We start from the raw sequence: 24,222 nt of genomic DNA on the forward strand, positions 1-24,222 counted from the left end.
CCGTCAGTCCTTGCCCGTCACGACGGGCGTGTCGGAAAGCCCGCCCCATTCGGTCCACGAACCGTCATAAAGCCTGTTGTCGGTATGGCCAAGCGTCTCCAAAGCTAGCGTGATGGCTGCCGCGGTGACGCCCGAGCCGCAGGAGGTGACGACCGGCTTCGACAGGTCGATGCCCGCTCCTTCGATCACGTTGCGTAGCCTGTCCTTTGGCAACAATTCGCCGTTTTCCGAAAGCGCCGAAAACGGCACGTTGTGCGCGCCCGGCATATGACCGGAGCGGATGCCGGGGCGCGGCTCCGGCTCGGTGCCGGCAAAACGGCCAGGCGAGCGCGCGTCGGCGATCTGGCTCTCCCCCGTCTCGACGATCCGGCGCATGTCGGCAAGGCTGGCGACGCGGGCGGCATCAAAGTTGGCATAAAACACGCAAGGGGCGATCTTCGTCGGCTCCGCCGTCACCGGCCGTCCGGCGGCTTTCCAACGGTCGAAGCCGCCGTCGAGAACATAGACCTGGAATACGCCCATGACGCGAAACAACCACCAGACGCGCGGTGCAGAAAAGAACCCTGGCCCGTCATAGACAACAATCGTGTCATCGGCCGAAATACCCATCGCGCCGACATATTGCGCGAAATGCTGCGGCGACGGCAGCGTGTGCGGCAGAGCCGCGTCGGGGTCCGAAACCGCATCCTGGTCAAGGAAGCGGGCGCCTGGAATATGCGCTGCGCCATACTCGGCGCGCGCGTCGCGCTTTTGTGCCGGCAGATACCAGGACGCGTCGACAATCGTCAGGCCGGGCTTGCCGAGCCGCTTCTGCAACCAATCGGCATCGATGGTGAAAGGACTGTCGTCGGCCATCTTTTCTCTCCTGTCCCGCCTGTCGCAGTCCTATATCAGGCTGGCGGCATAGGACCAAAGCGAATGCGGAAGCGCCGGTTCTCGCGGCCCTTCTTCTCGATCTTGCCGATATGGATCTCGCCGATTTCGCCGGTGCTCTTTACATGGGTGCCGCCGCAAGGCTGGCTGTCGATCGAGGCGTTCTCGCCGATGCAGACCAATCGGATCTTTCCCGTGCCAGCCGGAGGGCGCACATTCTTGGATTTCACCAGGCCCGGATTGGATGCCAGTTCCTCGTCGGAAATGAGCCGGGTGAAGATCGGGTGGTCGGCCCGCACCAGCTCCATCAGTCTGGCCGTCACGTCTTCCTTAGTAAAGCCGGCGTCCGGGATGTCGAAATCGATACGGCTGTCGTCCTCGGAAACCGCGGCGCCGGTGATCGGGAACGGGCAGACGACGGTAAGCAAGTGACAGGCAGAATGCATGCGCATCAGCAACTGCCGCCGCGGCCAGTCGATGGCGAGCCGCATGCGCTCGCCCACCTTTGGAACTGCCTGCTCCAGCGCCGGCACATGGATGATCTCGTCCTTGGTTTCGCCGGTGATCGTAGCGGCAATCGCTATGCCGGTGCCGTCGGCACGTTCGAGGCTGCCGGTGTCGCCCGGCTGTCCGCCCGATGTGGCGTAAAACACCGTCCGGTCCAGAATGATGCCGCCGCGATCGTTGACTGCGACGACGGTGGCGTCGGCCGTCCCCAAATAGGCGTCGTCACGAAACAGCGCTTCGGTCTTGTGCGCCATCACGCAACCCTTTCGAACGGTACCGAAATCGTGCTCTGTTGCTCCATCCACCCCGGCACCGTCAGCTTCTTTTCGCGCAGGAATTCAGGATTGAACAGCTTCGACTGGTAGCGCGTGCCGTAGTCGCAAAGCATGGTCACGATGGTGTGGCCGGGGCCTAGCTCGCGCGCCAGGCGAACGGCGCCGGCAATGTTGATGCCGGTCGAACCGCCAACGCAAAGCCCCTCCTCCTGGATCAGGTCGAATATGATCGGCAGCGCGTCCTCGTCGGGGATCTGGAAGGCAAAATCGGGTGTAAAGCCTTGGAGGTTGGCGGTGATCCGCCCCTGCCCGATGCCTTCGGTGATCGAACTGCCCTCGGATTTCAGCTCGCCGCTGGTGTAGAAGGAATAGAGCGCTGCCCCCAGCGGATCGGCCAGCGCGATCTTGACCTGGTTGTTTTTGGCCTTCAGCCCGAAACCGACGCCTGCCAGAGTGCCGCCGGAACCGACCGCCGACACGAAACCATCCACCTTGCCGTCGGTCTGGTTCCAGATTTCTTCGGCCGTGGTGCGGATATGGCCGTCACGGTTGGCGACATTGTCGAACTGGTTGGCCCAGATCGCGCCGTTCGGCTCGGTCTTCGCCATCTGCTCGGCCAGCCGGCCCGACAGCTTCACGTAGTTGTTCGGGTTCTTGTAAGGCACGGCGGGCACTTCGATCAGCTCGGCGCCGAGCAGTTTGATTGTATCCTTCTTCTCCTGGCTCTGGGTGTCGGGAATGACGATCACCGTGCGGTAGCCGAGCGCCTTGGCAACCAGTGTCAAGCCGATGCCGGTATTTCCGGCCGTCCCCTCGACGATGACGCCGCCGGGCCGCAGCAACCCGCGCTGCTCCGCATCGCGGATGATAAACAGGCCGGCGCGGTCCTTGACCGACTGCCCGGGATTCATGAATTCGGCCTTGCCCAGGATCTCGCAGCCGGTTGCTTCCGAGGCCTTGTTGAGGCGGATCAGGGGCGTGTTGCCGATCACGTCGATCACAGAACGGGGCATGGAGATTCCTTTGTGGGTGCGGCGAAACCCTAGAAACCCGAAGCTTCGGTTTCAAGGCAAGAATTTGCCTGGTCCAGTCGCATTCGCACACTGCAATTCCTGCACCCAGGGGCGCCCAGCCGGTATTCATTTCAACGATGTACCGAAAAGCACTCTTTTCATTCGATTTCTTCACCGGTAGAGCACAGGTTAAGAAGGGCCGGCGGGGCGCAGCATGACACTCTATCGGGCCAATCCGAAGCATGGCGTCGCCTGGATTACGGGCGGCAGCAGCGGTATCGGCCGTTCGCTGGCCAAGGATCTTGCCGCTCAGGGCTATGTCATCGCGGTGACTGCGCCCGATGACCAGCCGATCGATACGCTAATCGTCGAAACGGCGCAGATGTCGGGGCGTGTCGCAGCCTTTCCTTGCGACGTGACCGACGAAAAACGCATGGCAGAGACGGTTGCGGCGATCGAGAAAAATCTCGGTCCGATCGTGTTGGCAGTGTTCAACGCGGGAAGCTATATCGCAACGCCCGGCGAGGATCTTGTCGCGCGCAATTTCCGTTGGTCTTTCGAAGTCAATTATTTCGGCATCATCAATGGCCTGGTGCCGGTCATCGAACGCATGCGCGTGCGCTCGCGCGGCCATGTCGTGCTGATCGGTTCGGTCACCGCCTATTTCGGCTGGCCCACTACCGCCGCCTATGGCGGCACCAAGGCGGCGGTCAATATCCTGGCCGAGTCGCTGAAATATGATTTCGACAAGATGAACGTCCGCATCCAGGTGATTAATCCGGGCTTTGTCGACACGCGGCTGACTGAGAAGAACGTCCTGCCGATGCCGGGCTTGATGCCGGTCAACCTGGCCTCGCGCCGTATCGCGCAAGGCATCGAATGCGGCGGCTTCGAAGTCACTTTCCCACGCCGCCTGAGCTGGACGCTGAAGCTGCTCAGGATGCTGCCGAGGCCGTTCTGCCGATGGGTGATCAGCACGGTCACCCGCTGGGATGCGCGGCCGCTGAATTTCGACCGCAAGCCACCGGTCGAATAGGATCGGTGACGCGGCGACGGATCGTGTTTGCGGGTCGCTGGGGCGCCACGTCATTGCCGGCGACGCGCTCGCGCCATTGACCACGCCTTCCCTCGCGCAGCGGACTGTCGTGTGGGTCGAGGCGGTGGTGAAGTAAACCAGAGGCCTCAAGCAAAGGGCGACCGAAGCATCACTCCGGTCGCCCTTTTCAATCGTGAGTAACCAAGCCAGGCTTGGCCGGACGCAAAACGGTCAGGTTATGCCGCCCGCGCAGCCGGCCGCTTGGCGCCGAAGCGGCGCTTGTTGTTGCCCTTGAAGGGCTTGGCGCCTTCCGGCTTGCGGTCGCCCGCAAAGGCCGGCTTGTCGCCGCCGAAACGCTTCTTGGCGAAGCCGTTGTTGGCGCCGCCGGGACGCCTGCCGTCGCGACGGCCGTTGTGGTCGTTGCGATCGTTGGCCGGCTCGAAGCTGCGCTCGTTCTTCTCGGCCGGATTGCGCTGCGGATCGGGGCTGCCGAGATGATCGGCAACGATCGGCAGCTTGGTGCGGATGATATGCTCGACCTGGCGCAGCTTGGCGTTTTCCGAAGGGTCGCAAAGCGTGATGGCGATGCCATCCATGCCGTTACGGCCGGTGCGGCCGATGCGGTGGACATAGCTCTCCGCCTCGTCCGGCAGGTCGAAATTCACCACATGGCTAATGCCGGGCACATCGATGCCGCGTGCTGCAATGTCGGTCGCCACGAGAATTCGCACCGAGCCTTCGCGGAAATCGTTGAGCGCCTTCTGGCGGGCATTCTGCGACTTGTTGCCGTGGATAACGGCGGCCTTGAAGCCGTCGCGCTCGAGGTCCTTGGTCACCCTGTCGGCGCCATGCTTGGTGCGCGAAAAGATGATAACGGACTTCATCGCGTCATCGGCGAGCATCGTCGACAGCACCTGGCGCTTCTGCTTGGTGCGGGCAAAGACGACGCCCTGCACGATCTCCGCGGCCGCAGTGCTGTGGGGGGCGACTTCGACGCGGATCGGGTTCTTCAGCAAGCCTTTCGCCAGCTCGGCGATTTCGGCCGGCATGGTCGCCGAGAACAGCACCGTCTGACGGTCCGGCGCCGTCGCCCTGGCGATGCGCTTGACGTCGTTGATGAAGCCCATGTCGAGCATGCGGTCGCCTTCGTCGAGCACCAGCCATTTGGTGTCGGCAAGTACGAGATCGCCCTCACGCACCAGATCGGTCAGCCGGCCAGGCGTGGCGATCAGGATGTCGACGCCGGGTGCAACCTTCTTGACCTGGCTGAAGCGCGAGACGCCGCCAAGCACCAGCGCGGTCGAGACATGCGCGCCCTTGGCGAGAATCTTGATGGTGTCCTCGATCTGTACGGCGAGCTCGCGCGTCGGCGCCAGGATCAGCGCACGAGCCGTCTTCGGCCGGCGCTTGGTGCCAAGCGCGATGATCTTCGACAGGATCGGCAGCGCGAACGCCGCGGTCTTGCCCGAGCCGGTCTGGGCGATGCCGAAAATGTCGCGGCCTTCGAGCTGCGGCGGGATAGCCTGCGCCTGAATCGGCTTGGGATCGGTAAAGCCGGCGGCATGGGTGGCCTTGAGCAGTGCACCGCTAATTCCAAGTGCGGCGAAACCGGTCAGTTCCCCAGTGTTCTCACCGGTCAAAGTGTTTTCATTGGTCAAAATATTCTTCTTTCATGCGGCTTCTGGCCGCAAACATCGATGGCGGCAGGGCGCAACCTGCCGTCGAAAATTGTCATGAAACGACAAGGCGGGCGGACGTCATCGTCCACACGGCTGCGCTGTCGTGCCCGCAGGCTTCATGCCACGGGGCTTTTTCGCCACCTTGCCGATATGTCGGGAAGAGGGAAAACAGACGCAACCAGTCTCATTCGTCGAGAAGGCCGGAGTTTCCCGGCCCAAGCGCCTATGCCGCCGCATATGGCCCACTTCGCTTCGGAATGCAAGGGGTCGGATGCTGCAGCGCAGCAGAAGCCATGGCGAAGCGGCGCTTGCGCTCACTTGCTGCCACGATTACCACAATCCAGCTTTCCGTTTTGGGGACCGGTCATGAAGGACGTGCTGAAGGAACTCGAGCGGCGCCGCGAGATCGCCCGCATGGGAGGCGGCCGAGCCCGCATCGAGGCCCAGCACAAGAAGGGCAAGCTCACCGCCCGTGAGCGCATCGACGTCTTCCTCGACGAAGGCTCGTTCGAGGAGTTCGACATGTTCGTCGAGCACCGCTCGACCGATTTCGGCATGGAGAAAACCAAGATCGCCGGCGATGGCGTCGTTACCGGCTGGGGCACCATCAACGGTCGCCCGGTCTATCTTTTCGCCAAGGATTTCACCGTGTTCGGCGGCTCGCTGTCCGAGGCGCATGCCGAAAAGGTGGTCAAGGTGCAGGAGATGGCATTGCGCAACCGCGCGCCGATCATCGGCATCTACGACGCCGGCGGCGCCCGCATCCAGGAAGGCGTGGCGGCGCTCGGCGGCTACGCCGAGATCTTCCAGCGCAATGTTCTGGCCTCCGGGGTCATCCCACAGATTTCGCTGATCATGGGCCCTTGCGCAGGCGGCGACGTCTATTCGCCGGCGATGACCGACTTCATCTTCATGGTCCGCGGCACCTCCTACATGTTCGTCACCGGGCCGGATGTGGTGAAGACCGTCACCAACGAGACGGTCACCGCCGAAAGCCTCGGCGGCGCTTCCGTCCACACGACGAAGTCCTCGATCGCCGACGGAGCCTACGACAATGACGTCGAGGCGCTGTTGCAGATGCGCCGGCTGGTCGATCTGCTGCCCGCCTCCAACACGGCGGAAATTCCCGAGATCGAATGCCACCAGTCGGTCACCGATCACGATCTGTCGCTCGACAGGCTGATCCCCGACAATGCCAACAAACCCTACGACATCAAGGAGTTGATCCTTAAAGTTGCCGACGAGGGTGACTTCTTCGAAATCCAGCAGAATTTTGCGAAAAACATCGTCACCGGCTTCGGCCGTGTCGAGGGCCGCACCGTCGGCTTCGTCGCCAACCAGCCGATGGTGCTGGCCGGCGTGCTCGATGCCGACGCCAGCCGCAAGGCGGCGCGCTTCGTACGCTTCTGCGACTGCTTCTCGATCCCGATCGTCACCTTCGTGGACGTTCCGGGCTTCCTGCCCGGCACCGCGCAGGAGTATGGCGGGCTGATCAAACATGGGGCCAAGCTTCTGTTCGCCTATGCCGAAGCGACCGTGCCAAAGATCACCGTCATCACGAGAAAGGCCTATGGCGGCGCCTATGACGTTATGGCGTCAAAGCATTTGCGCGGCGACATGAACTATGCCTGGCCAACGGCGCAGATTGCCGTCATGGGCGCCAGGGGCGCGGTCGAGATCATCTACCGCAAGGACATCGGCGATGCGGAGAAAATCGCTGCGCATACAAAGGCTTACGAGGATCGCTTCCTTTCGCCCTTCGTTGCCGCCGAGCGCGGCTATGTCGACGAGGTAATCATGCCGCATTCGACCCGCCGGCGCATCGCTCGCGCACTCAGGATGCTGCGCAACAAGGATATGCAGAACCCCTGGAAGAAACACGACAATATACCGCTGTGAGGCGCTGATGTCGCGCCTGATCCTCTACATGGGAGCGCGCTTCGGCAGGTTTGCCGTCCTGCTTTTCGCTCTGCCGCTGTTCTGCCCAATAGTCTTATGGATCTGGTTTCTCGACCGGCATCCGCTCGCCGTCATCGCGGCTGGCGTTGTTGCGATCCCAGCTGCGATGCTGGGCATGGTTCTGTTGATCGGGACATTGTTCGCCGGTTTTCGACCCAGCAAGGCGGAGGGGATCGCTCGGGAATCAGCCCCGAAATTATGGGCCATCTGGGAGAGTATTGCCGGAAAACACCGCGCCAGCCGGACTACCATCGTGCTGAGCCCCGATCTCAACGCCAGTATCGGTGAAGAGCGGCCGTTTCTGGGGCTGCTTGGCCGTAGGGCGATTCTCACCATCGGCCTTCCTCTGCTCGCAGTGACCGACCAAAAGGCTTTTGCCGCGATCTTGGTCCATGAGAACGCACATCTGAGAAACAAGGACACAAACGGCGGCCTCAACCTGGCCGAACTCGAAAAAAGCTTCGATCTAATCTTCGACTTCGCTCCTCCGGGAAAAACCGTTTCGGGCAGCCTGTTCTACTGGATGCTTGGTCCGCTGTCGCGCACGCTGGAGCGCGAAGAAATACGGTTGTCGCGGCGGGCGGAAATTGACGCGGATCGCCATGCAGCGATGTCCGGCGACGCATATGAAGCGGCCCGCGCCCTGCTACTGATCGGTGCTGCCAGTGCGTTTTTCGATGATCAGGTCTACAGTCCGATCCGGCGTGAACTGCTTGGCGCCATGACGCCGCCTCGTCCACCACTCGAAAGGATCCTCGCGGCGGCAGTTCACTTGTCGAGACTTCCCATCCTGCAGGAGTATGCGCAAAAAGCGTGGGACGCGCCCGATAACGAAAGCGCGGACCATCCGCCCTGGTCCGACCGTCTGATTGCTCTTGGATTTAGCTCGGTGCCAAAGATAGAACCAATTCTGGTTTCCGCCTTGTCGAGCCTGCTGAGCGATACGATCGTCGCCGAACGCGTCCGGCATTTCGACGGTGAATGGACATCGAACATCGCCGACGACCTCGATCGATAGCTGTCCGCCTGGAGCTACTGCGGCCAATGTCAGAGTCGTCGGCCTATTCCGCTTCCGCCGCTCCGAACCCGGCTCCCATCGTCGCGCTGACAGCGCCCGACCACGGCGTGGCGTGATTGTCGATGCGCATCTGGAAGATGAAATAGGTCGGCGAGCAGAAGCCGATGCCTTTCACCTTGCCGATGCCCGGCATATCGGGCGGCAGCGACTGGCACATGTAATCCTCGCGACAGAAATGGTCGGCCGAGCAGGCGGGACGATTACCGCGATTGACAGCGCCGCCCAGGCACTGGTCGAAATTATTGGTCGCCACGCAGGTGTCGAATTTTTTGCCGCCGACCAATCCGCAAATCTCGTTCGGCATCGGCTTGCCCGGTTTGAAGGCGGCAAAGCTGCGATCCCGATCGTCGCAGCCGCGATAGGCGATACCCGCCGGCACGCCGATCTTCGGCGGTCGGCAGGTGTAGCCAGTACGCGAAATGCCTGGCGCGAGCGCCGCGAACTGGCCGGTGATGATATAGCGGTCATTGAAAGGTTGCGCCGGGTTGCTGGTGATCGAGCCGGTCAGGCACGGATGGCCGGAGAATATGTTTTCGCTGTCCTTGGGCAACAGACATTGCGCCAGCTTGGTGCGCACGCCGGACGCGGTCGCCAGCGGCGTGCAGACGGTGCCGCCGCCGCATTGCCAAGTCGCGCCGAAACGGGCTGCATCTTCCGGCATGAAGCACGGCATCGCCATTTCGGCCGGCGAATAGGCAATTTCGCTGGCATCGTTCCATGTCGCCGGCGGCGCGAAGGACAGCGGGCGGAAGCGGTTCGGTTCCTTGCCCCCGGCAGTCGCGCGCAGCCAGGCGACGCGGCGCGGGACATCGGCGTGAAGATGCGGTGAGATACCGACCTCGATGCGGTTGAGCGGCGAGGTCGTCTTGTCATCCAGGCCGATAAAGTGGAACCCGGCGGTCGAACCCGCCTGATGGCAGCCTTGGCAGGCGCCATTGTCCAGCCGCTCGACCAATGCCTCTGGCGTGCGCACCAGCTTCCGCTTGGAATAATCAAGCCCGGCTAAATCCGCGGGCTGGAACAGTGGCGTGAACGGGTGGTTGGCCTGCCTTGCGCTGCCGAAAGTCGACCATGAGACTACCTTCTTTGCCAAGAATTTATCGGGGATTTGGTAGACGCCGGAGTCGATTGCCGCGACATTGGTGCGGACATAGTCGGCAAGTCTTGCTTTCAGCGCAGCGTCGTCGGCGAGACGTGCCGTGTCGGGCGTGTTTTCCAGCGGTCTTTCACTGACAGCCCCGCCGTCGATGCCGAAAATGCGCATGAGATAGGCGGCCTGTCCGCCGAATTCGGTCTCCTGGCCGGAGGGGAAGCGGACCACTTGCGCATTGAGCTCGAGCTGCTTGAAGGTGAGCGCCGCTCTTTCCAGCGGCCCGCCGATCAGCCAGCCGGCATCGACGCTCTCGTCGAGTTGTGGTGCCCAGCGTCCGGCGACGCCGACACAACCGCCATCGGCATCCGGCGCGACATTGTAGATGGCACTGAAATTGAACGGCAGGCGCGAGGCCAAAACCTTGCCGTTCTTCTTGAAGCTGTAGGCGAGGCGATAGATGAAGCGCACTTCGCCGCAACTCGTGTCGCCTTGCAGCGCGGCGAAGTCGCGCCGATCGAGCCGGTTGACTATGCCGACGAGACGGAAGCGCGCGGCATCGGTCCTCAGCCAGCGCATGTCCATGACACGGCCGACATTGCCGTCGGTCACCTCGTAAAGCGGCCGGCTGCCGGCCTTCATCTCGGCCCGCAATGCTGCGACGTCGCTTGCAATCGTTTCGACGATCGCATGATAGGCCGGCGCCTTGTCGTAGAGAGTCTTCAAATCGCCCTTGCCATCGACGCCGAAAATGCCGGCGAAACCATAGCCCTTGCTGTCAAGCTCGGCGAGAACAGCCGGGTCGTCGACGATGGTTAGCGGAGTTTCGGCGTTCGCGGCCTGTACCATGGACATGGCACTAATGATCGCAACGAGCAGCGCAATCAGGCGGTTCATTCGGCAGCCATCCCGCGGCTTTCAACGAGCTCGCGCAGCACCGCCACCAGCGCCAGCGGCAGGTCCTCGGCGATCAGCCCCGGTCCGAAACGGCTGCCGGTCTCGGCATGGATCCAGACTGCCGCACAGGCCGCTTCGAAGGCTGGCATGCCCTGAGCCAGCAACCCGGCGATGATGCCCGACAGCACATCGCCCGAACCGGCGGTAGCCAGCCATGAGGCACCATTGCTGTTGATCGCTGCCCGGCCATTGGGGGCCGCGATCACTGTGTCGGCGCCCTTGTAGACGAGGATAGCACTGGCACGCTTAGCGGCGGCGCGGGCTTTGGCGAGCTTGGACAAATCGTGGTGCCCGGCGACATCGGGAAAAAGCTTGGCGAACTCGCCCTCATGCGGCGTCATCACCAGAGCCGGCGTTTTCGGTCGACGGGCGGCTTCGAACAGGGCATCCGGCGTGTCGCGAAACGAGGTGATGCCGTCGGCGTCGAGCACCAGCCCGTCGATCCCGCTGCCCTGCCCATGGGCGTTGCCGAGTACGACCAGGGCAAAATCGCGCGTTTTCTCCCCGATGCCAAATCCCGGGCCAAGCACGAAGGCCGATGGGCGGCGGCTGCCGACGAATTCGTCCACATCCGCGATAGTGTCTATCTTGTGCAGCATGACCGAGGTCAGATGCGCCGCGTTCACCTGTATGGCGTTCGCCGGCGACAGCAAGGTGACGGCCCCTGCCCCGCTCCGGGCCGCGGCAAGCGCCGACAGCCGCGCAGCACCCGTCGCCGACGGTCCGCCGGAAAAGACGCCAACATGGCCGCGCTTGTACTTATGGGCGTCGACGGCCGGAACCGGAAAGCGGTCAAGCCAGAGCGCCGGAATGTTCTCGAATGTTCGCGGTTGAAGCTGCGCAACGATGCTGTTGTCTATGCCGATATCGGCGAGCTCGATGTCGCCGCACAACTCGCGCCCCGGCAACAGCAGATGGCCTGGCTTTTTTCGCGCGAAGGTCACCGTGGTCCGGGCCCGGAAGGCCTTTCCTAACACATTGCCGCTCTCGCCGGAAACGCCCGACGGCAGGTCGACCGCCACAACCGGCAAGTTCAATTCGGCCGCGATATCGATCACCTTGGCGGCGTCGCCGGACAGCGGCTTGGACAGCCCCGCCCCATAGAGCGCGTCAACCACGACCGAGCCCATCTCGGCAACGAAATCCGACAGCGGCCGAGCTTCAACCGGGCATTCCGAGGCAGCGAGTGCAGCATCACGGCCGCTTTTGGGCGATCCAGACGCCCACACAGAGACATCGACGGCGCTCTCCCGAAGGATCCGGGCCACGACATAGCCGTCGCCGCCATTGTTACCGGGGCCGCAAAGCACGTGGACGCGTGTCGCCGCCGGGTAGCGCTTGAGCACTACGGCGGCAACCGCGGCGCCGGCATTGCGCATCAGGCCAATACCGTCGAATGGACCGGCGGCAATCGCCAGCCGGTCGGCCTCGGCCATTTCGGAGGGAGACAAAAGTTCGTTGCTCATGGAATATCAGGCGACATGCACATCATTTCCCCAAGCATTGTCCAGTTTTTGATCCGACGCAAACAACGAAGGTCCCCAAGCAAATTTGGCGGCGTACATCGTTCGGGACGACGGCGTGCAGCTGCTCATGAAATATCCGATCTGCCCAATTTTTGTGCGGACGGCAGGACCGGCGGTGTGTAGGCTCGCGGCGTTCATGGCGCATCCGACACAGCGAATGATGCGAATGTACATTCCTGCGCGGCATGGTATCCAAATCATGTGAGGCTTCTCGGCGCCCCATCAATTGGCACAGTTCGTGCTTGATTGAGGCGCAAGCGGGGCTCACAACCCGTCTTTTTTGGCAGTGGAGGCCACTTTTTACATGAAAAAGATCGAAGCGATCATCAAGCCGTTCAAGCTAGACGAAGTGAAGGAAGCGCTTCAGGAGGCCGGGCTGCAAGGCATCACCGTGACCGAAGCCAAGGGCTTTGGCCGCCAGAAGGGCCACACCGAGCTTTATCGCGGCGCCGAATATGTCGTCGACTTCCTGCCAAAGGTGAAAATCGAGGTCGTGCTCGGCGACGATGCGGTCGAAGCCGCGATCGAAGCTATCCGCAAAGCGGCCCAGACCGGCCGTATCGGCGACGGCAAGATCTTCGTCTCGAACATCGAGGAAGTGGTGCGCATCCGCACCGGCGAAACCGGCATGGACGCCGTCTGAATTTTCCCGTTAAAAGGCCACGTTCAAACGTCATCACATAGGGAAGCAGGGACATGACGACAGCCAAAGACATCATGAAGCAGATCAAAGACAACGACGTGAAGTTCGTTGATCTGCGCTTCACCGATCCGAAGGGCAAACTGCAGCACGTAACGATGGATGTCATCGAGGTCGAGGAAGACATGTTTGCCGATGGCGTCATGTTCGACGGTTCCTCGATCGCCGGCTGGAAGGCGATCAACGAGTCCGACATGGTGCTGATGCCCGATGCGGATACGGTGCATATGGACCCGTTCTTCGCCCAGTCGACCATGGTCATCCTGTGTGACATTCTCGATCCGATCTCGGGAGAATCCTACAACCGCGACCCCCGCGGCACCGCCAAGAAGGCCGAGGCCTACATGAAGGCCGAAGGCATCGGCGACCAGATCTTCGTCGGTCCTGAAGCCGAGTTCTTCGTGTTCGACGACGTCAAGTACAAGGCCGATCCTTACAACACCGGCTTCAGGCTGGATTCCACCGAACTGCCGTCCAATGACGACACCGACTATGAGACCGGCAACCTCGGTCACCGGCCGCGCATCAAGGGCGGCTATTTCCCGGTGCCGCCGATCGATTCGGCACAGGACATGCGCTCGGAAATGCTCACCGTGCTCGCCGAAATGGGCGTGCGCGTTGAAAAGCACCATCACGAAGTGGCCGCCGCGCAGCACGAGCTCGGCATCAAGTTCGACACGCTGGTCCGCAACGCCGACAAGATGCTGATCTACAAATATGTCGTGCACCAGGTCGCCAACGCCTATGGGAAGACGGCCACTTTCATGCCGAAGCCGGTGTTCGGCGACAATGGCTCGGGCATGCATGTCCACCAGTCGATCTGGAAAGAAGGCAAGCCGACTTTCGCCGGCAACGAATATGCCGGCCTGTCTGAGAGCTGCCTGTTCTACATCGGTGGCATCATCAAGCATGCGAAGGCGATCAACGCCTTCACCAACCCGCTGACCAATTCCTACAAGCGCCTGGTTCCGGGCTATGAAGCGCCGGTGCTGCTCGCCTATTCGGCACGCAACCGCTCGGCCTCGTGCCGCATTCCGTTCGGCTCGTCGCCGAAATCCAAGCGCGTCGAGGTCCGCTTCCCCGATCCTGGTGCCAACCCCTATCTCGCATTTGCCGCCATGCTGATGGCCGGCCTCGACGGCATCAAGAACAAGATCCACCCGGGACAGCCGATGGACAAGGATCTCTACGACCTGCCGCCGAAGGAATTGAAGAAGATCCCGACCGTCTGCGGGTCGCTGCGCGAAGCCCTGCAGAGCCTCGACAAGGACCGCGGGTTCCTGAAGGCCGGCGGCGTCTTCGACGACGACCAGATCGACAGCTATATCGAGCTCAAGATGGCCGAGGTGATGCGCTTCGAAATGACGCCGCATCCGGTCGAATACGATATGTATTACTCGGTGTGATCCCGAACCTCATAGTCACGTAGAAAAAACCCCGGCGGTTACGCCGGGGTTTTTTTATGCAATGCGATGGGAACGAAAGTCACGGCGGAGACACCCGAGGTCCGCGCCGTGAACGCATTCTCAAGCGGCGGCCGAAACCTCGGCGCTGGTCGGGACGGAGGCGATCGTCTTCAATATCTGCGAAGCGATCTGGTAGGGGTCGCCCTGCGAGTTCGGACGGCGATCCTCGAGATAGCCCTTGTAGCCGTTGTTGATAAAAGAATGCGGCACGCGGATCGAAGCGCCGCGGTCGGCGATGCCGTAGCTGAACCTGTTCCAGGGCGCGGTCTCGTGCTTGCCGGTCAAACGCTTGTCGTTGTCCGGCCCATAGACGGCGATGTGATCCATCAGGTTTTTGTCGAAGGCTGCCATCAGCGCCTCGAAATAGCTCTTGCTGCCGACTTCGCGCATATAGGCGGTCGAGAAGTTGGCATGCATGCCGGAGCCGTTCCAATCGGTGTCGCCGAGCGGCTTGCAGTGGTATTCGATGTCGATGCCGTACTTCTCGGTCAGGCGCTGCAACAAATAGCGCGCCATCCACATCTGGTCGGCGGCCTTCTTGGAGCCCTTGCCAAAGATCTGGAATTCCCACTGGCCTTTGGCTACCTCGGCGTTGATGCCTTCATGATTGATGCCGGCGGCAAGGCAAAGGTCGAGATGCTCCTCGACGATCTGCCTGGCGACGGAGCCGACATTGCTATAGCCGACGCCAGTGTAGTACGGGCCTTGCGGCGCCGGATAGCCACTCTCGGGGAAGCCGAGCGGACGGCCGTCCTTGTAGAAGAAATATTCCTGCTCGAAGCCGAACCAGGCGCCCTCGTCGTCGAGAATGGTGGCGCGTTTGTTGGACGCGTGCGGCGTTACGCCGTCCGGCATCATGACTTCGCACATGACGAGCGCGCCATTGGTGCGGGCGGGATCCGGATAAACGGCGACCGGCTTCAAAACGCAGTCGGAGCTGTGGCCCTCGGCCTGCATGGTCGAAGAACCGTCGAAGCCCCACAGCGGAAGCTGGTCGAGCGTCGGAAACTCGGCGTAGTCCTTGACCTGCGTCTTTCCGCGAAGGTTGGGAACCGGGGTATATCCATCGAGCCAAATGTACTCGAGCTTGTATTTCGTCATTCTAGCCTCTCGTTGCTTGATCACCGAACCCTGGATGGCGCCGGGGCGAGCCGGCCTATCCAGCAGCCGACCTGCCGGACTAGTAAAATGCAATTCGTGTGCCATTCTCGCCGGCGACGGATGCGGCAAAAGTGGGGTTGTATCCACCCAAAATCGCTGGTCCGCTGTCATGCTGCGCTCGGATCATCCACAAGCACATTTTGCACAAATAATATGCAAGTACTGATCTTTTCGTAATCATGTTGCCTAATTCGGTTGCTGAACCTATGTTGGGGAAAGGTTGAATCGGCAAGGTTCTGTCGAAGAAAGGAAACCGACAATGGAAATCACTTCCACTCGTCAGTCGGCCAAAATCCTGATGTTCCCGGTGGCAGCGCGCGCCTCTGCCTCAAATTTAAGCGGAAAGGCTAAGTTCGCGGCAGAACTTGCTTCTTTGCGCAACCGAACGGATTTCGGAAGTGCCTGGTATCATGAGGCAGCGATCGAGGAAGCGAAACAGGATCGGAAGAGCTAAGCCCTGCACTCGATAAATTGAAAAAGCCCGGCGCGATCGCTCGCGCCGGGCTTTGCTATGGACCGGTACAGGCTACTGCTTGGTGTGCAGGTCCGTTCCGAGCGTGTCCCTGATGAAGATCATGCCGATGATCAGCGACATCGCCGCGATCACCACGGGATACCAGAGACCGTAGTAGATATCGCCCTTGTAGGCGCTGAGCGCGAACACCGTCGCCGGCAGCAGCCCGCCGAACCAGCCATTGCCGATGTGATAGGGCAGCGACATGCCGGTGTAGCGGATGCGGGTCGGGAACATCTCGACCAGGATCGCGGCGATCGGCCCGTACACCATCGTGACGAAGACCACGAGGATGAACAGGATGGCGATCGTCATCGGCCAGTTGACCGCTGCAGGGTCGGCAAACATGGCGAAGGGACCGCCGCCGGGTACGGTGTAGACAGTGACCTCGGGGGCTCCCGCAGCCTCGTCGGCAGTCAGCAGCTTGTCCTTGATCGCCTGGTCAGTCGGAACGGTAGCCTTGTCGCCGGCGCGGATTGCCGCGGCATCGAGCTTCAGCTCAGGATTGGCCGCAATAAAGGCCTCGAGCTTCTGGTCCGGCACCTTGGCGGCTGCCCGCTTCAGCGGGTAGCCGCCATCCCGAAGTGCCGTGTAGACCGCCTTGGCGAAAGCTGCATCCTTGGCCTTGGCCTGATCGCCGGCGGCCGTGGCGTCATAAGACTCGACCGTCTCGTTGCCGATTTTGACCGACGCGGCTGTACCGGGCGCCGCAGTCGATACCACGTCGTAAGGCACCGAGTTCTTGGTCAGGAACGACGTGGCGATATCGCACGAGGTCGTGAACTTTGCAGTGCCCACCGGGTTGAACTGGAACTTGCAGTCTCCCGGTGCCGCGGTCACCGTCGCGCGTGTGTTCTGCTGCGCTGTGGCGAGCGCCGGATTGGCTGCCCAGGTCAGCGCCTTGAACAACGGGAAGGTGCAGACGATCGCCAGCGCAAGGCCGGCCATGATGATCGGCTTGCGGCCGATCTTGTCGGAGAGCCAGCCGAACACGACGAAAAAGATGGAGCCGACTGCTAGCGCGATTGCGATCATGATGTTGACCGACTGCGCGTCGACCTTGAGCACGTTGGTTAGGAAGAACAGCGCGTAGAACTGGCCATTGTACCAGACTACGGCCTGGCCTGCTGTGAGGCCGAGCAGTGCCAGCAGGGCAATCTTTGCGTTCTTCCACTGGCCGAAGGCTTCCGACAGCGGCGCCTTGGAGCCTTTGCCTTCGTCCTTCATGCGCTGGAAGGTCGGCGATTCGGAGAGCGACAGCCGGATCCAGAGCGAGATGCCGAGCAGCAGGAAGGAGACCAGGAAAGGAACGCGCCAACCCCAGGCGGCGTAGGTTTCCTTGGCCATCGACCCCTGGACGATCAGAATGACGACCAGCGACAGGAACAGGCCGAGCGTTGCCGTCGTCTGTATCCACGACGTGTAGTAGCCGCGGCGATCGTCAGGTGCGTGCTCGGCGACATAGGTCGCGGCACCGCCATACTCGCCGCCGAGCGCCAGGCCCTGCAACATGCGCAAGATGATCAGGATCACGGGAGCGGCGATGCCCAAAGTCGCATAGCCAGGCAGCAAGCCGACCAGGAAGGTCGACAGGCCCATGATCGTCATGGTGACAAGGAAAGTGTATTTACGGCCGACAAGGTCGCCGATGCGGCCGAACAGCAATGCGCCGAACGGGCGCACGAGGAAGCCAGCGGCAAACGCCAGCAGCGCGAAAATATTGCGCGTCGCTTCCGGAATGGTTGGACTGAAAAAAGTCGAACCAATGAATACTGCCAGCGAGCCGTAGAGATAAAAATCGTACCATTCGAAAACGGTGCCGAGCGAAGAAGCGAAGATGACCTTCTTCTCCTCGCGTGTCATGCCGCGGCTTGTTTTGCCGGCGGTCGATGCCATTGCCATGAGCGTATCCTCCCGTGTGATTCCGTCAGCCCTCGATGCTGCGCGTCATCGTCCGCGTTTCCTCGCAACGCAGACTCAGTGCAGCCACCGGTGCAAAAAATGACAGAAAGCAGTGCCCAGAGGCAGACCGCCTTTGGGATTATGACTTTGGTCTAATGTGCAGTGCGAAATGGCGGGCGGTGCCGTCAGCCTTTGAGAGCTTCGAGCAGCTTGACTGCGGCCATCATGTCGCGCTTGCGGGCAGCGCGGCGCGCGAGCGCCTCTGCATCATGGCCCCATTGCTCGGCCTGCCAGTCCTCGTCGACATGACCGGCAGCCCAGGCCGCCTCGCCGTCGAGCTCGCCGAAGTCGACGGCGAGCGCCAGCAGCGCCGATCCGGTCAGCGAGGTCATGACGTGAATGGCGGCAAGGCGCAGCGGATCGGCACGTTGGGCAAGATGCTGGCCGAGCAGCGCGATACTCTCGCGCGGCTGTTCGACATGGATCACGCCTTCGGTGAGATGGAATCGGGCGCCGAGTGCGCTGCGCACCCAGTCGATGACCGGGTCCCAATGCTCGTTCTGCCGGTCGACTAGTCCTTGGGGCGCATCGGCGCGGTAGCAGAGCAGATCGGATGAGGCGAAGCGCAGTATGTCCTCCAGCACCGCCTGGGGATCACTGGCGACGCCATCGATTGCCGTATTGACCAGACGCATCACCGGCATCGTCACCGGGTCGATGGTCTCCTCCTGTGCGGCGAATTCCTCGGCGACGAGAGCAGCCGCCTTTTCGGTTGGCAGCGCCAGCAGCGCCTTGGCCGGCGTGCGGACGGGCTTGCCATCGAGATGGACGGCAAAACCGTCTTCGACCGGTGCTACCGCGACAGACTTGTAGAAGCGCTTCGGCAGTTGCGTCTTCATCTGGATCTGGGCGCGACGCACCGGGTCCGGATCGGAGAGCTGCTTTCCAGCTTCGAGGTCGTTCAATATGTCGCGCATGCTCATCCGGGGGCTTGTTTTCGGGCCGGCCGGTTGACGATGATAAGACCGGCGGCGATGAGGCCGAGTGCCAGGAAGATACGAACTGTCAACGGCTCGTTCAAGAAGACGGCGCCGCAGAGCACACCGAACACCGGCGACAGGAAGGTGAAGCTCGACAGTCCAGATGCAGGGTAGCGCCGGAGCAGCCAGAACCACAGAACATAGGTGAACGCGACGACGTAGACGGCCTGGAACAACAGAGCCAAGGTCGGCAGAACGGCAAAGCTGCGGACTGGCGGCCCGGCAAAAGGCATCACCAAAATCCCGACAACGGCGGCCCCGGCCAGCTGATAGAGCAGCAGCTTTTCGGCGCTGGCCGTCACCAGCTTCGACCGCTTGATGACGATATTGGTCACGGCCCACAGAATGCCGGCGCCGAGACTGAGCAAATCGCCGCTCAATGTTGCGCCGCCATTGGCGCTCAGTTTATCGGAAAACACCGCGACCAGTCCGGCGAAAGCGAGCAGAAGACCAACGAGCTTGCGTGCCGTGATGCTTTCACCCAGCAGGAAATGGCCGCCGACCAGCATCCAGAACGGCATGGTGTTGACCAGCAAGGTGTTGCGCACGACGGTGGTGTGTTCGAGCCCGACATACAGAAACAGAAACTCGAGACCGAAAAGCGCGCCTGCCAGAATGCCGGCGACGAGGGTCTTGTCGGGCGTGAACAGCGCGATGCCGCGCCAGCGGCACCAGCCGAAAACACACAGGCCGCCGATCACCGAGCGGGCGATCGACAGGAAAACGGGATCGTAGCCGGCATAGGAGATCTTGGCGGCGACGTAGTTCAGCCCCCAGGAAAAAGTCAGCCCAACCATGATGGCGGCGGCCGCCAGATCGACCGCGTCACGGCGGTCGAGCGTATCTGTGGCGACGCCCACCGGCCCTAGTCCTCCGCGCTGGCGTCGTCGAAGCCGATCAGGTTCCAGCTCTGGCGCATGTGCGGCGGCATCGGCGCGGTGACGTCGACAAACCCCTTGTCGGGATGCGGGATGACGATGCGGCGGGCGTGCAGATGCAGACGGTTCTGCATGCCGCCGGGAAAATCCCAATTGGTGTCGGCCTCGAAATATTTGGGGTCACCGATGATCGGGCAGCCGATATGCGCGGCATGGACACGAAGCTGGTGGGTGCGGCCGGTATACGGCTCCATCTCCAGCCAGGTCATCGTCTGAGCAGCCTGCTCGATGACACGGTAGTAGGACACGGCGTGGTCGGCGCCCTTTTCGCCATGCTTGGCGATGCGCACGCGATCGCCGTCGGGCGTCGGTTCCTTGATCAACCAGGTCGAGATCTTGTCCTCGCGCTTCGGCGGCACACCCTTGACCAGCGCCCAGTAGGTTTTCTTCGTCTCACGCGCCCGGAACGCTTCGGCGAGCTTCATGGCGGCGAGCCTTGTACGGGCGACAACCAGAACACCCGACGTGTCGCGGTCGAGCCGGTGCACCAGACGTGGCTTCTCGCCCTTCTGGTTGCGCCAGGCTTCCAGCATGTCGTCGACATTGCGGGTGACCCCGGAGCCGCCTTGCACCGCCAGGCCGGCCGGCTTGTTGAAGACGAAGACCTTCGGGTCCTCATGGATCAGCATCTTGGCCAGGACATCGGCGTCGCCCTGGTTGCGTATCGAATGGCCGGTCAGCGGGCTTTCGCCTTTCTTGTCGACTTCGAGCGGCGGCACACGCACCGTTTGGCCGGCTTCGACGCGGGTATCGGCCTTCACCCTGCCGCCGTCGACGCGGATCTGGCCGGAACGCAGCAGCTTCTGCAGATGACCAAAACCGAGACCGGGGAAATGGCTCTTGAACCAGCGGTCGAGCCGCATGCCCGCCTCACCGGCGTCCACTGTGATCTGTTCAACGCCTGCCATGATTCCAATCGCCGTTTTGCAGGCATGCAACGGCATTCGCCGGCACCCGCAATCTCACTCGGTTATTCGTTGTCGGTTCCATATTGCAGAACCTGAACTTTCTCCAGCGTAATCAAACCACTTGTCATGATTGTTTCAAGAACGGGCAGGAAAGCGGCCAATTTTTCCTCGTCATCGACGATCTCGATGACGAGGGGCAGATCCTCCGATAGGCGGAGGATCTTCGTGGTGTGAAGCCGGCTGGAATGGCCGAACCCCATCGCGCCGCGCAGGACTGTCGCGCCGGCGATCTGCATTTCGCGGGCCCTCAGCACGATAACCTCATACAGCGGACGGCCATCTGCCTTGTCGTTTTCGCCGATAAATATGCGCAGCAATTGTGCCTGTGTTGGTATCTTCATTGCCTGGACCCTCTCAGCCGGTTGAGGCGAACTGCAAAGATGTGGCCGAGCCAGACGGCGGCAAGCCAGGCCACCACGGAGATCGCGATATTGAGTCCAGCCGCCAGAAACCTCCCGCCTTGCGCGAGGGTGAGCGTTTCAAGGCTGAAGGCCGAGAAGGTCGTCAGGCCGCCACAGAAGCCGGCCATGAAGAACTGGCGCTGCAGCGGACCGGCGAAGACGCGTCCATCCGGTCCCGTCAATGTCGCGTAGATGCCGATGAGGAATGAGCCGACAATGTTGACGAGGAGTGTGCCGAAGGGAAATCCAGCGCCCCACAGGGCAGTGCTCGTCGATGAGGCAAGCGCCCGCAGCACACCGCCGATCATGCTGCCCGCGGCCACGGTCGCATAGAGCCGAACCGTTTCAGAGGTTCTGCGCCAACCAATGAGGCGTCCGCCATGCCCGGCCGCGGCAGTCTCCGTCCCGTCGTGGCGGAGCTTCCGCGGGCCGCTCACGGCGCCCCGCTGCCAATCAGAAGACTTCCCGCGGCAAAGCCCAGCGTCACGCCGCCGAGGCTCAGGAAAACCGAAAGCAGCACATTTCCGCCGGCGCGCAGCCATTCGCCCTCGCGCGCCAGTGCCAGCGTCTGCACGCTGAAGGAAGAGACCGTAGTGTAGCAGCCGAGGCCGCCGGTGACGGCAAAGGCCCAGATGGCGGGCATGCCGTCGCGCGTCACCGCATGCGCAACGACACCGATTGCAAACGCTCCCGAGACGTTGACCACCATCGTGCCCCAGGGAAAGGTCTCACCAACCCGGCGGGCGACGAAGCCGGACAAGAAGAAGCGGGCCATTGCGCCGATCGCGCCACCAAGGCAGACAAGCAACAGATGATACATCGTGCTCCCTCGCACCGGTCACACTACGGTGTCAGGCGGCTCCGGCCTTCTTCGGCTTGCTGGAGCCGATCATCTTCCAGTTCTTGTAGAACATGGCATTGATGCGCTCGACGCTGACCGAAACGATGGCGAGAAGAGCGGCGATCAGGCCAGGGAATGGCGATGGCCGGATGATGTCCATGAACACGCAGTAGCGGCGCCCATCATATTCGTTGACCGAGCGGTGCAGCAGCGTGTCGTCGAAAATATAGAGCGGATTGTCGTGCCAGTAGTTCCTGGCGTTGTTGCACTCGACGAAAACCTCGGCCTTCACCGGGAGAAGATTGTAGAGAATGCGCAGGCTGAGCCGCAGCGGTCCGAAATGCCAAGAGGTCGATTCCTTGCCCCTGAACACGGACACGGCGATGGTCTTGATATATTTGAAATCCTTGTTGAATTCGGCAACGTTGTCGATCTTGTGCTTGCCGTACCACTGGTAGACATACATGCCGCGCCGGCCGCTGCCGAAATTGGCGTCGATATCGGCGATGATCTCGTCCTTGCGCGCTTTGAAGACGTCCAGAACCTCGTTGACCTCACGCTGATAGTCCGGAGGAAACTGGTCCAGTTTCCAGACACCGCGGTTTCTGTAGCACAGCAGATCGACCAGCAGATTGAAGGGCGAAAGCAGCCAGGTGAAGATGCCGTTGCCGAGGAAATAACCACTGAACAGGGCCCAGTTCTTGTTGTCGTTGCGCAACACGTCGATCAGACCGAGGACAATGAAAATTGTCATCAGGATGGGAATGAAATAAAAGCCGAGCGCCAGCAGCGGGATCGCTATGGCGAACTTCCGAAGGGTCTTGCGAGATTTTTTCGTCATTTTTCCACGCGCCAGGCGCGATTCCGTTCTGAATATCGTCGGTACGTTTCTGGCCTGTCCGCCGGCCGAAGGCGCATCTTGATAGGGTTTTTTGTCACGCCAGACAACGGCGATCACGCCACTGTGCGACTGGCAGCTATTTTTCCCGCTCGCTGCGCAGCTTCGCCCAATAATCCAGCCGCTTCCTGATATCGCGCTCGAAGCCGCGCTCGGGCGGGTCGTAGAATGTCTGCCTTCCCATCTTCTCCGGAAAATAGTCCTGGCCGGAAAAAGCGTCGGGCTCGTCGTGGTCGTAGCGATAGCCGGCGCCGTAATCTTCCTGTTTCATCAGCTTGGTCGGCGCATTGAGAATGTGCTTGGGCGGCAGCAGCGAACCGAATTCCTTCGCCGCCTGTGTGGCGGCCTTGAACGCGGTATAGACTGCATTGGATTTCGGCGCGGTGGCGAGATAGACGGTCGCCTCGGCGAAGGCCAGTTCGCCCTCGGGTGAGCCCAGATAGTCGTAGGCGTCCTTGGCCGCGTTAGCGACGACGAGCGCCTGCGGGTCGGCCAGCCCGATATCCTCCATCGCCATGCGCACCAACCGGCGTCCGAGATAAAGCGGATCTTCGCCGGCGTCGAACATGCGGGCCAGATAGTAGAGTGCCGCGTCGGGGTCGGAGCCGCGCACCGATTTGTGCAAGGCGGAGATCAAATTGTAATGGCCGTCCTGGCCTTTGTCGTAGATCGGCGCGCGACGCTGGACGATGCGCTGCAGAGCCTCGGCGCCGAACACCTCCTTTGATTTCGCTGCGCGCCAGACCTCTTCGGCGAGCGTCAGCGCCGCGCGGCCGTCGCCGTCGCTCATGCGGATGAGCATCGCCCGCGCGTCTTCATCGAGCGGCAGCGCCCTGCCCTCTGCCTGCTCGGCCCGCGCCAGCAGCTTGGCGATGCTCTCCTCGCCGAGCGGGTGAAAGACCAGCACACGCGCACGCGACAAAAGCGCGGCGTTAAGCTCGAATGACGGGTTCTCGGTGGTGGCGCCGACCAGCACGACGGTGCCGTCTTCCATCACGGGCAGAAAACTGTCCTGCTGGGCGCGGTTGAAGCGATGGATCTCGTCGACGAACAGCAGTGTCTGGCGGCCGTTCGAGCGGCGCAGCTTCGCTGCCTCGAACACTTTCTTCAGGTCGGCAACGCCGGAAAACACGGCCGAAATCTGTTCGAAGGCGAGGCTTGTCTCTCCGGCAAGCAGCCGTGCGACCGTTGTCTTGCCGGTGCCGGGCGGGCCCCAGAAAATCATCGAGCCGAGCGAGCCGGAGCCGATCAGCCGCGTCAGCGCGCCGTCGGGTCCGGTCAGATGCTCCTGCCCGACAACCTCGCCAAGGTTCTTCGGGCGCAGACGGTCCGCCAGCGGCCTGCCGGGCGGCGTCTTTTCCGGTTCATCGACACTGAACAGATCGGCCATGCAACTTCTT

General features: G+C 61.8%; 23 protein-coding genes. 6 read left to right on the plus strand and 17 right to left on the minus strand.

Features of this window, described 5'->3' with window-relative positions:
- Positions 1-3 precede the first annotated feature (3 nt).
- Genes sseA through NKH50_RS04210 form a run of 3 tightly spaced genes read right to left on the minus strand, consistent with a single transcriptional unit; the run spans position 4 to position 2,668 of the window.
- Complete coding sequence (gene sseA, locus NKH50_RS04200; protein WP_352751726.1) at positions 4-855, minus strand: 3-mercaptopyruvate sulfurtransferase; 852 nt, start codon at positions 853-855, stop codon at positions 4-6.
- Between the two features lie 35 nt (positions 856-890).
- On the minus strand, positions 891-1,634 hold the full coding sequence (locus tag NKH50_RS04205) for an alanyl-tRNA editing protein (RefSeq protein ID WP_254817175.1): 744 nt from the start codon (positions 1,632-1,634) through the stop codon (positions 891-893).
- Complete coding sequence (locus tag NKH50_RS04210) at positions 1,634-2,668, minus strand: cysteine synthase A (RefSeq protein WP_352751728.1); 1,035 nt, start codon at positions 2,666-2,668, stop codon at positions 1,634-1,636. Before NKH50_RS04210 ends, NKH50_RS04205 begins: the two co-directional genes overlap by 1 nt.
- Positions 2,669-2,882: 214 nt before the next feature.
- Between NKH50_RS04210 and NKH50_RS04215 the strand changes: the two genes are divergently transcribed.
- A complete protein-coding gene (locus tag NKH50_RS04215; protein WP_352876842.1) occupies positions 2,883-3,704 on the plus strand; it encodes an SDR family NAD(P)-dependent oxidoreductase in 822 nt (273 codons plus the stop codon).
- 236 nt (positions 3,705-3,940) lie between these two features.
- Here the strand turns inward: NKH50_RS04215 and NKH50_RS04220 are convergent, their stop codons facing one another.
- Positions 3,941-5,362 (minus strand): DEAD/DEAH box helicase, encoded by a 1,422-nt coding sequence (locus tag NKH50_RS04220; RefSeq protein WP_352876844.1) that lies wholly within the window; start codon positions 5,360-5,362, stop codon positions 3,941-3,943.
- A gap of 387 nt (positions 5,363-5,749) precedes the next feature.
- Between NKH50_RS04220 and NKH50_RS04225 the strand changes: the two genes are divergently transcribed.
- Together NKH50_RS04225 and NKH50_RS04230 are read left to right on the plus strand one after the other, a co-directional pair.
- Positions 5,750-7,282, plus strand: coding sequence for an acyl-CoA carboxylase subunit beta (locus NKH50_RS04225; RefSeq protein ID WP_352478807.1), 1,533 nt, complete (start codon positions 5,750-5,752; stop codon positions 7,280-7,282).
- Between the two features lie 7 nt (positions 7,283-7,289).
- Positions 7,290-8,360, plus strand: coding sequence for a M48 family metallopeptidase (locus NKH50_RS04230; protein WP_352689275.1), 1,071 nt, complete (start codon positions 7,290-7,292; stop codon positions 8,358-8,360).
- Between the two features lie 43 nt (positions 8,361-8,403).
- On the opposite strand, the gene NKH50_RS04235 is transcribed toward NKH50_RS04230, so the two are convergent.
- The 3 genes from NKH50_RS04235 to NKH50_RS04245 are packed head-to-tail and all read right to left on the minus strand — an operon-like array spanning position 8,404 to position 12,167.
- Positions 8,404-10,407: a hypothetical protein gene (locus NKH50_RS04235; RefSeq protein ID WP_352689273.1), complete on the minus strand. Its 2,004-nt coding sequence runs from the start codon at positions 10,405-10,407 to the stop codon at positions 8,404-8,406.
- On the minus strand, positions 10,404-11,933 hold the full coding sequence (locus NKH50_RS04240; RefSeq protein WP_352689272.1) for an NAD(P)H-hydrate dehydratase: 1,530 nt from the start codon (positions 11,931-11,933) through the stop codon (positions 10,404-10,406). The genes NKH50_RS04235 and NKH50_RS04240 overlap by 4 nt, the downstream gene beginning before the upstream one ends.
- Before the next feature lie 6 nt (positions 11,934-11,939).
- On the minus strand, positions 11,940-12,167 hold the full coding sequence (locus tag NKH50_RS04245; RefSeq protein ID WP_352876848.1) for a hypothetical protein: 228 nt from the start codon (positions 12,165-12,167) through the stop codon (positions 11,940-11,942).
- A gap of 130 nt (positions 12,168-12,297) precedes the next feature.
- Here NKH50_RS04245 and NKH50_RS04250 point away from each other — a divergent pair, with 130 nt between their 5' ends.
- A complete protein-coding gene (locus NKH50_RS04250; RefSeq protein WP_019857988.1) occupies positions 12,298-12,636 on the plus strand; it encodes a P-II family nitrogen regulator in 339 nt (112 codons plus the stop codon).
- Positions 12,637-12,689: 53 nt separating this feature from the next.
- Positions 12,690-14,099 carry a type I glutamate--ammonia ligase gene (glnA, locus tag NKH50_RS04255; RefSeq protein WP_352689268.1) on the plus strand — a complete coding sequence of 470 codons (1,410 nt, stop codon included), beginning with the start codon at positions 12,690-12,692 and terminating at the stop codon, positions 14,097-14,099.
- Between the two features lie 120 nt (positions 14,100-14,219).
- Here the strand turns inward: glnA and NKH50_RS04260 are convergent, their stop codons facing one another.
- Positions 14,220-15,260, minus strand: coding sequence for a glutamine synthetase beta-grasp domain-containing protein (locus tag NKH50_RS04260; protein WP_352876851.1), 1,041 nt, complete (start codon positions 15,258-15,260; stop codon positions 14,220-14,222).
- Between the two features lie 319 nt (positions 15,261-15,579).
- Between NKH50_RS04260 and NKH50_RS04265 the strand changes: the two genes are divergently transcribed.
- Positions 15,580-15,774, plus strand: coding sequence for a DUF2735 domain-containing protein (locus NKH50_RS04265; RefSeq protein WP_292660390.1), 195 nt, complete (start codon positions 15,580-15,582; stop codon positions 15,772-15,774).
- Between the two features lie 72 nt (positions 15,775-15,846).
- Here NKH50_RS04265 and NKH50_RS04270 read toward each other — a convergent pair whose 3' ends face one another.
- The 9 genes from NKH50_RS04270 to NKH50_RS04310 form a co-directional block, all read right to left on the minus strand.
- Positions 15,847-17,736 carry an MFS transporter gene (locus NKH50_RS04270; protein WP_352876854.1) on the minus strand — a complete coding sequence of 630 codons (1,890 nt, stop codon included), beginning with the start codon at positions 17,734-17,736 and terminating at the stop codon, positions 15,847-15,849.
- Between the two features lie 185 nt (positions 17,737-17,921).
- On the minus strand, positions 17,922-18,713 hold the full coding sequence (locus tag NKH50_RS04275) for an ATP12 family chaperone protein (protein WP_352876919.1): 792 nt from the start codon (positions 18,711-18,713) through the stop codon (positions 17,922-17,924).
- A 2-nt stretch (positions 18,714-18,715) separates the two neighbouring features.
- Complete coding sequence (locus tag NKH50_RS04280; RefSeq protein WP_502899811.1) at positions 18,716-19,573, minus strand: DMT family transporter; 858 nt, start codon at positions 19,571-19,573, stop codon at positions 18,716-18,718.
- Positions 19,574-19,641: 68 nt separating this feature from the next.
- Positions 19,642-20,622, minus strand: coding sequence for an RluA family pseudouridine synthase (locus tag NKH50_RS04285; RefSeq protein WP_352507446.1), 981 nt, complete (start codon positions 20,620-20,622; stop codon positions 19,642-19,644).
- A 62-nt stretch (positions 20,623-20,684) separates the two neighbouring features.
- Entirely contained in the window at positions 20,685-21,023 is a 339-nt protein-coding gene (locus NKH50_RS04290) for a DUF190 domain-containing protein (RefSeq protein ID WP_254817158.1), read from the minus strand.
- On the minus strand, positions 21,020-21,391 hold the full coding sequence (locus NKH50_RS04295) for a CrcB family protein (protein WP_352876922.1): 372 nt from the start codon (positions 21,389-21,391) through the stop codon (positions 21,020-21,022). Before NKH50_RS04295 ends, NKH50_RS04290 begins: the two co-directional genes overlap by 4 nt.
- A gap of 125 nt (positions 21,392-21,516) precedes the next feature.
- Positions 21,517-21,903 carry a fluoride efflux transporter CrcB gene (gene crcB / locus NKH50_RS04300; protein ID WP_352876857.1) on the minus strand — a complete coding sequence of 129 codons (387 nt, stop codon included), beginning with the start codon at positions 21,901-21,903 and terminating at the stop codon, positions 21,517-21,519.
- A 31-nt stretch (positions 21,904-21,934) separates the two neighbouring features.
- Complete coding sequence (locus NKH50_RS04305) at positions 21,935-22,765, minus strand: aspartyl/asparaginyl beta-hydroxylase domain-containing protein (RefSeq protein ID WP_352645835.1); 831 nt, start codon at positions 22,763-22,765, stop codon at positions 21,935-21,937.
- A gap of 136 nt (positions 22,766-22,901) precedes the next feature.
- A complete protein-coding gene (locus NKH50_RS04310; RefSeq protein WP_352876860.1) occupies positions 22,902-24,212 on the minus strand; it encodes a replication-associated recombination protein A in 1,311 nt (436 codons plus the stop codon).
- Positions 24,213-24,222 lie beyond the last annotated feature (10 nt).

This window comes from Mesorhizobium sp. M1027 (assembly GCF_040318745.1).
In the GTDB taxonomy this organism is placed as follows: domain Bacteria; phylum Pseudomonadota; class Alphaproteobacteria; order Rhizobiales; family Rhizobiaceae; genus Mesorhizobium.

Bases quoted from the DNA above. Each gene is read 5' to 3' on its own strand.
- sseA (WP_352751726.1), bottom strand. From the start codon at position 855: ATGGCCGACGACAGTCCTTTCACCATCGATGCCGATTGGTTGCAGAAG.
- NKH50_RS04205 (WP_254817175.1), bottom strand. From the start codon at position 1,634: ATGGCGCACAAGACCGAAGCGCTGTTTCGTGACGACGCCTATTTGGGG.
- NKH50_RS04210 (WP_352751728.1), bottom strand. From the start codon at position 2,668: ATGCCCCGTTCTGTGATCGACGTGATCGGCAACACGCCCCTGATCCGC.
- NKH50_RS04215 (WP_352876842.1), top strand. From the start codon at position 2,883: ATGACACTCTATCGGGCCAATCCGAAGCATGGCGTCGCCTGGATTACG.
- NKH50_RS04225 (WP_352478807.1), top strand. From the start codon at position 5,750: ATGAAGGACGTGCTGAAGGAACTCGAGCGGCGCCGCGAGATCGCCCGC.
- NKH50_RS04230 (WP_352689275.1), top strand. From the start codon at position 7,290: ATGTCGCGCCTGATCCTCTACATGGGAGCGCGCTTCGGCAGGTTTGCC.
- NKH50_RS04235 (WP_352689273.1), bottom strand. From the start codon at position 10,407: ATGAACCGCCTGATTGCGCTGCTCGTTGCGATCATTAGTGCCATGTCC.
- NKH50_RS04240 (WP_352689272.1), bottom strand. From the start codon at position 11,933: ATGAGCAACGAACTTTTGTCTCCCTCCGAAATGGCCGAGGCCGACCGG.
- NKH50_RS04245 (WP_352876848.1), bottom strand. From the start codon at position 12,167: ATGTACATTCGCATCATTCGCTGTGTCGGATGCGCCATGAACGCCGCG.
- NKH50_RS04250 (WP_019857988.1), top strand. From the start codon at position 12,298: ATGAAAAAGATCGAAGCGATCATCAAGCCGTTCAAGCTAGACGAAGTG.
- glnA (WP_352689268.1), top strand. From the start codon at position 12,690: ATGACGACAGCCAAAGACATCATGAAGCAGATCAAAGACAACGACGTG.
- NKH50_RS04260 (WP_352876851.1), bottom strand. From the start codon at position 15,260: ATGACGAAATACAAGCTCGAGTACATTTGGCTCGATGGATATACCCCG.
- NKH50_RS04265 (WP_292660390.1), top strand. From the start codon at position 15,580: ATGGAAATCACTTCCACTCGTCAGTCGGCCAAAATCCTGATGTTCCCG.
- NKH50_RS04270 (WP_352876854.1), bottom strand. From the start codon at position 17,736: ATGGCAATGGCATCGACCGCCGGCAAAACAAGCCGCGGCATGACACGC.
- NKH50_RS04275 (WP_352876919.1), bottom strand. From the start codon at position 18,713: ATGCGCGACATATTGAACGACCTCGAAGCTGGAAAGCAGCTCTCCGAT.
- NKH50_RS04280 (WP_502899811.1), bottom strand. From the start codon at position 19,573: ATGGTTGGGCTGACTTTTTCCTGGGGGCTGAACTACGTCGCCGCCAAG.
- NKH50_RS04285 (WP_352507446.1), bottom strand. From the start codon at position 20,622: ATGGCAGGCGTTGAACAGATCACAGTGGACGCCGGTGAGGCGGGCATG.
- NKH50_RS04290 (WP_254817158.1), bottom strand. From the start codon at position 21,023: ATGAAGATACCAACACAGGCACAATTGCTGCGCATATTTATCGGCGAA.
- NKH50_RS04295 (WP_352876922.1), bottom strand. From the start codon at position 21,391: ATGATCGGCGGTGTGCTGCGGGCGCTTGCCTCATCGACGAGCACTGCC.
- crcB (WP_352876857.1), bottom strand. From the start codon at position 21,903: ATGTATCATCTGTTGCTTGTCTGCCTTGGTGGCGCGATCGGCGCAATG.
- NKH50_RS04305 (WP_352645835.1), bottom strand. From the start codon at position 22,765: ATGACGAAAAAATCTCGCAAGACCCTTCGGAAGTTCGCCATAGCGATC.
- NKH50_RS04310 (WP_352876860.1), bottom strand. From the start codon at position 24,212: ATGGCCGATCTGTTCAGTGTCGATGAACCGGAAAAGACGCCGCCCGGC.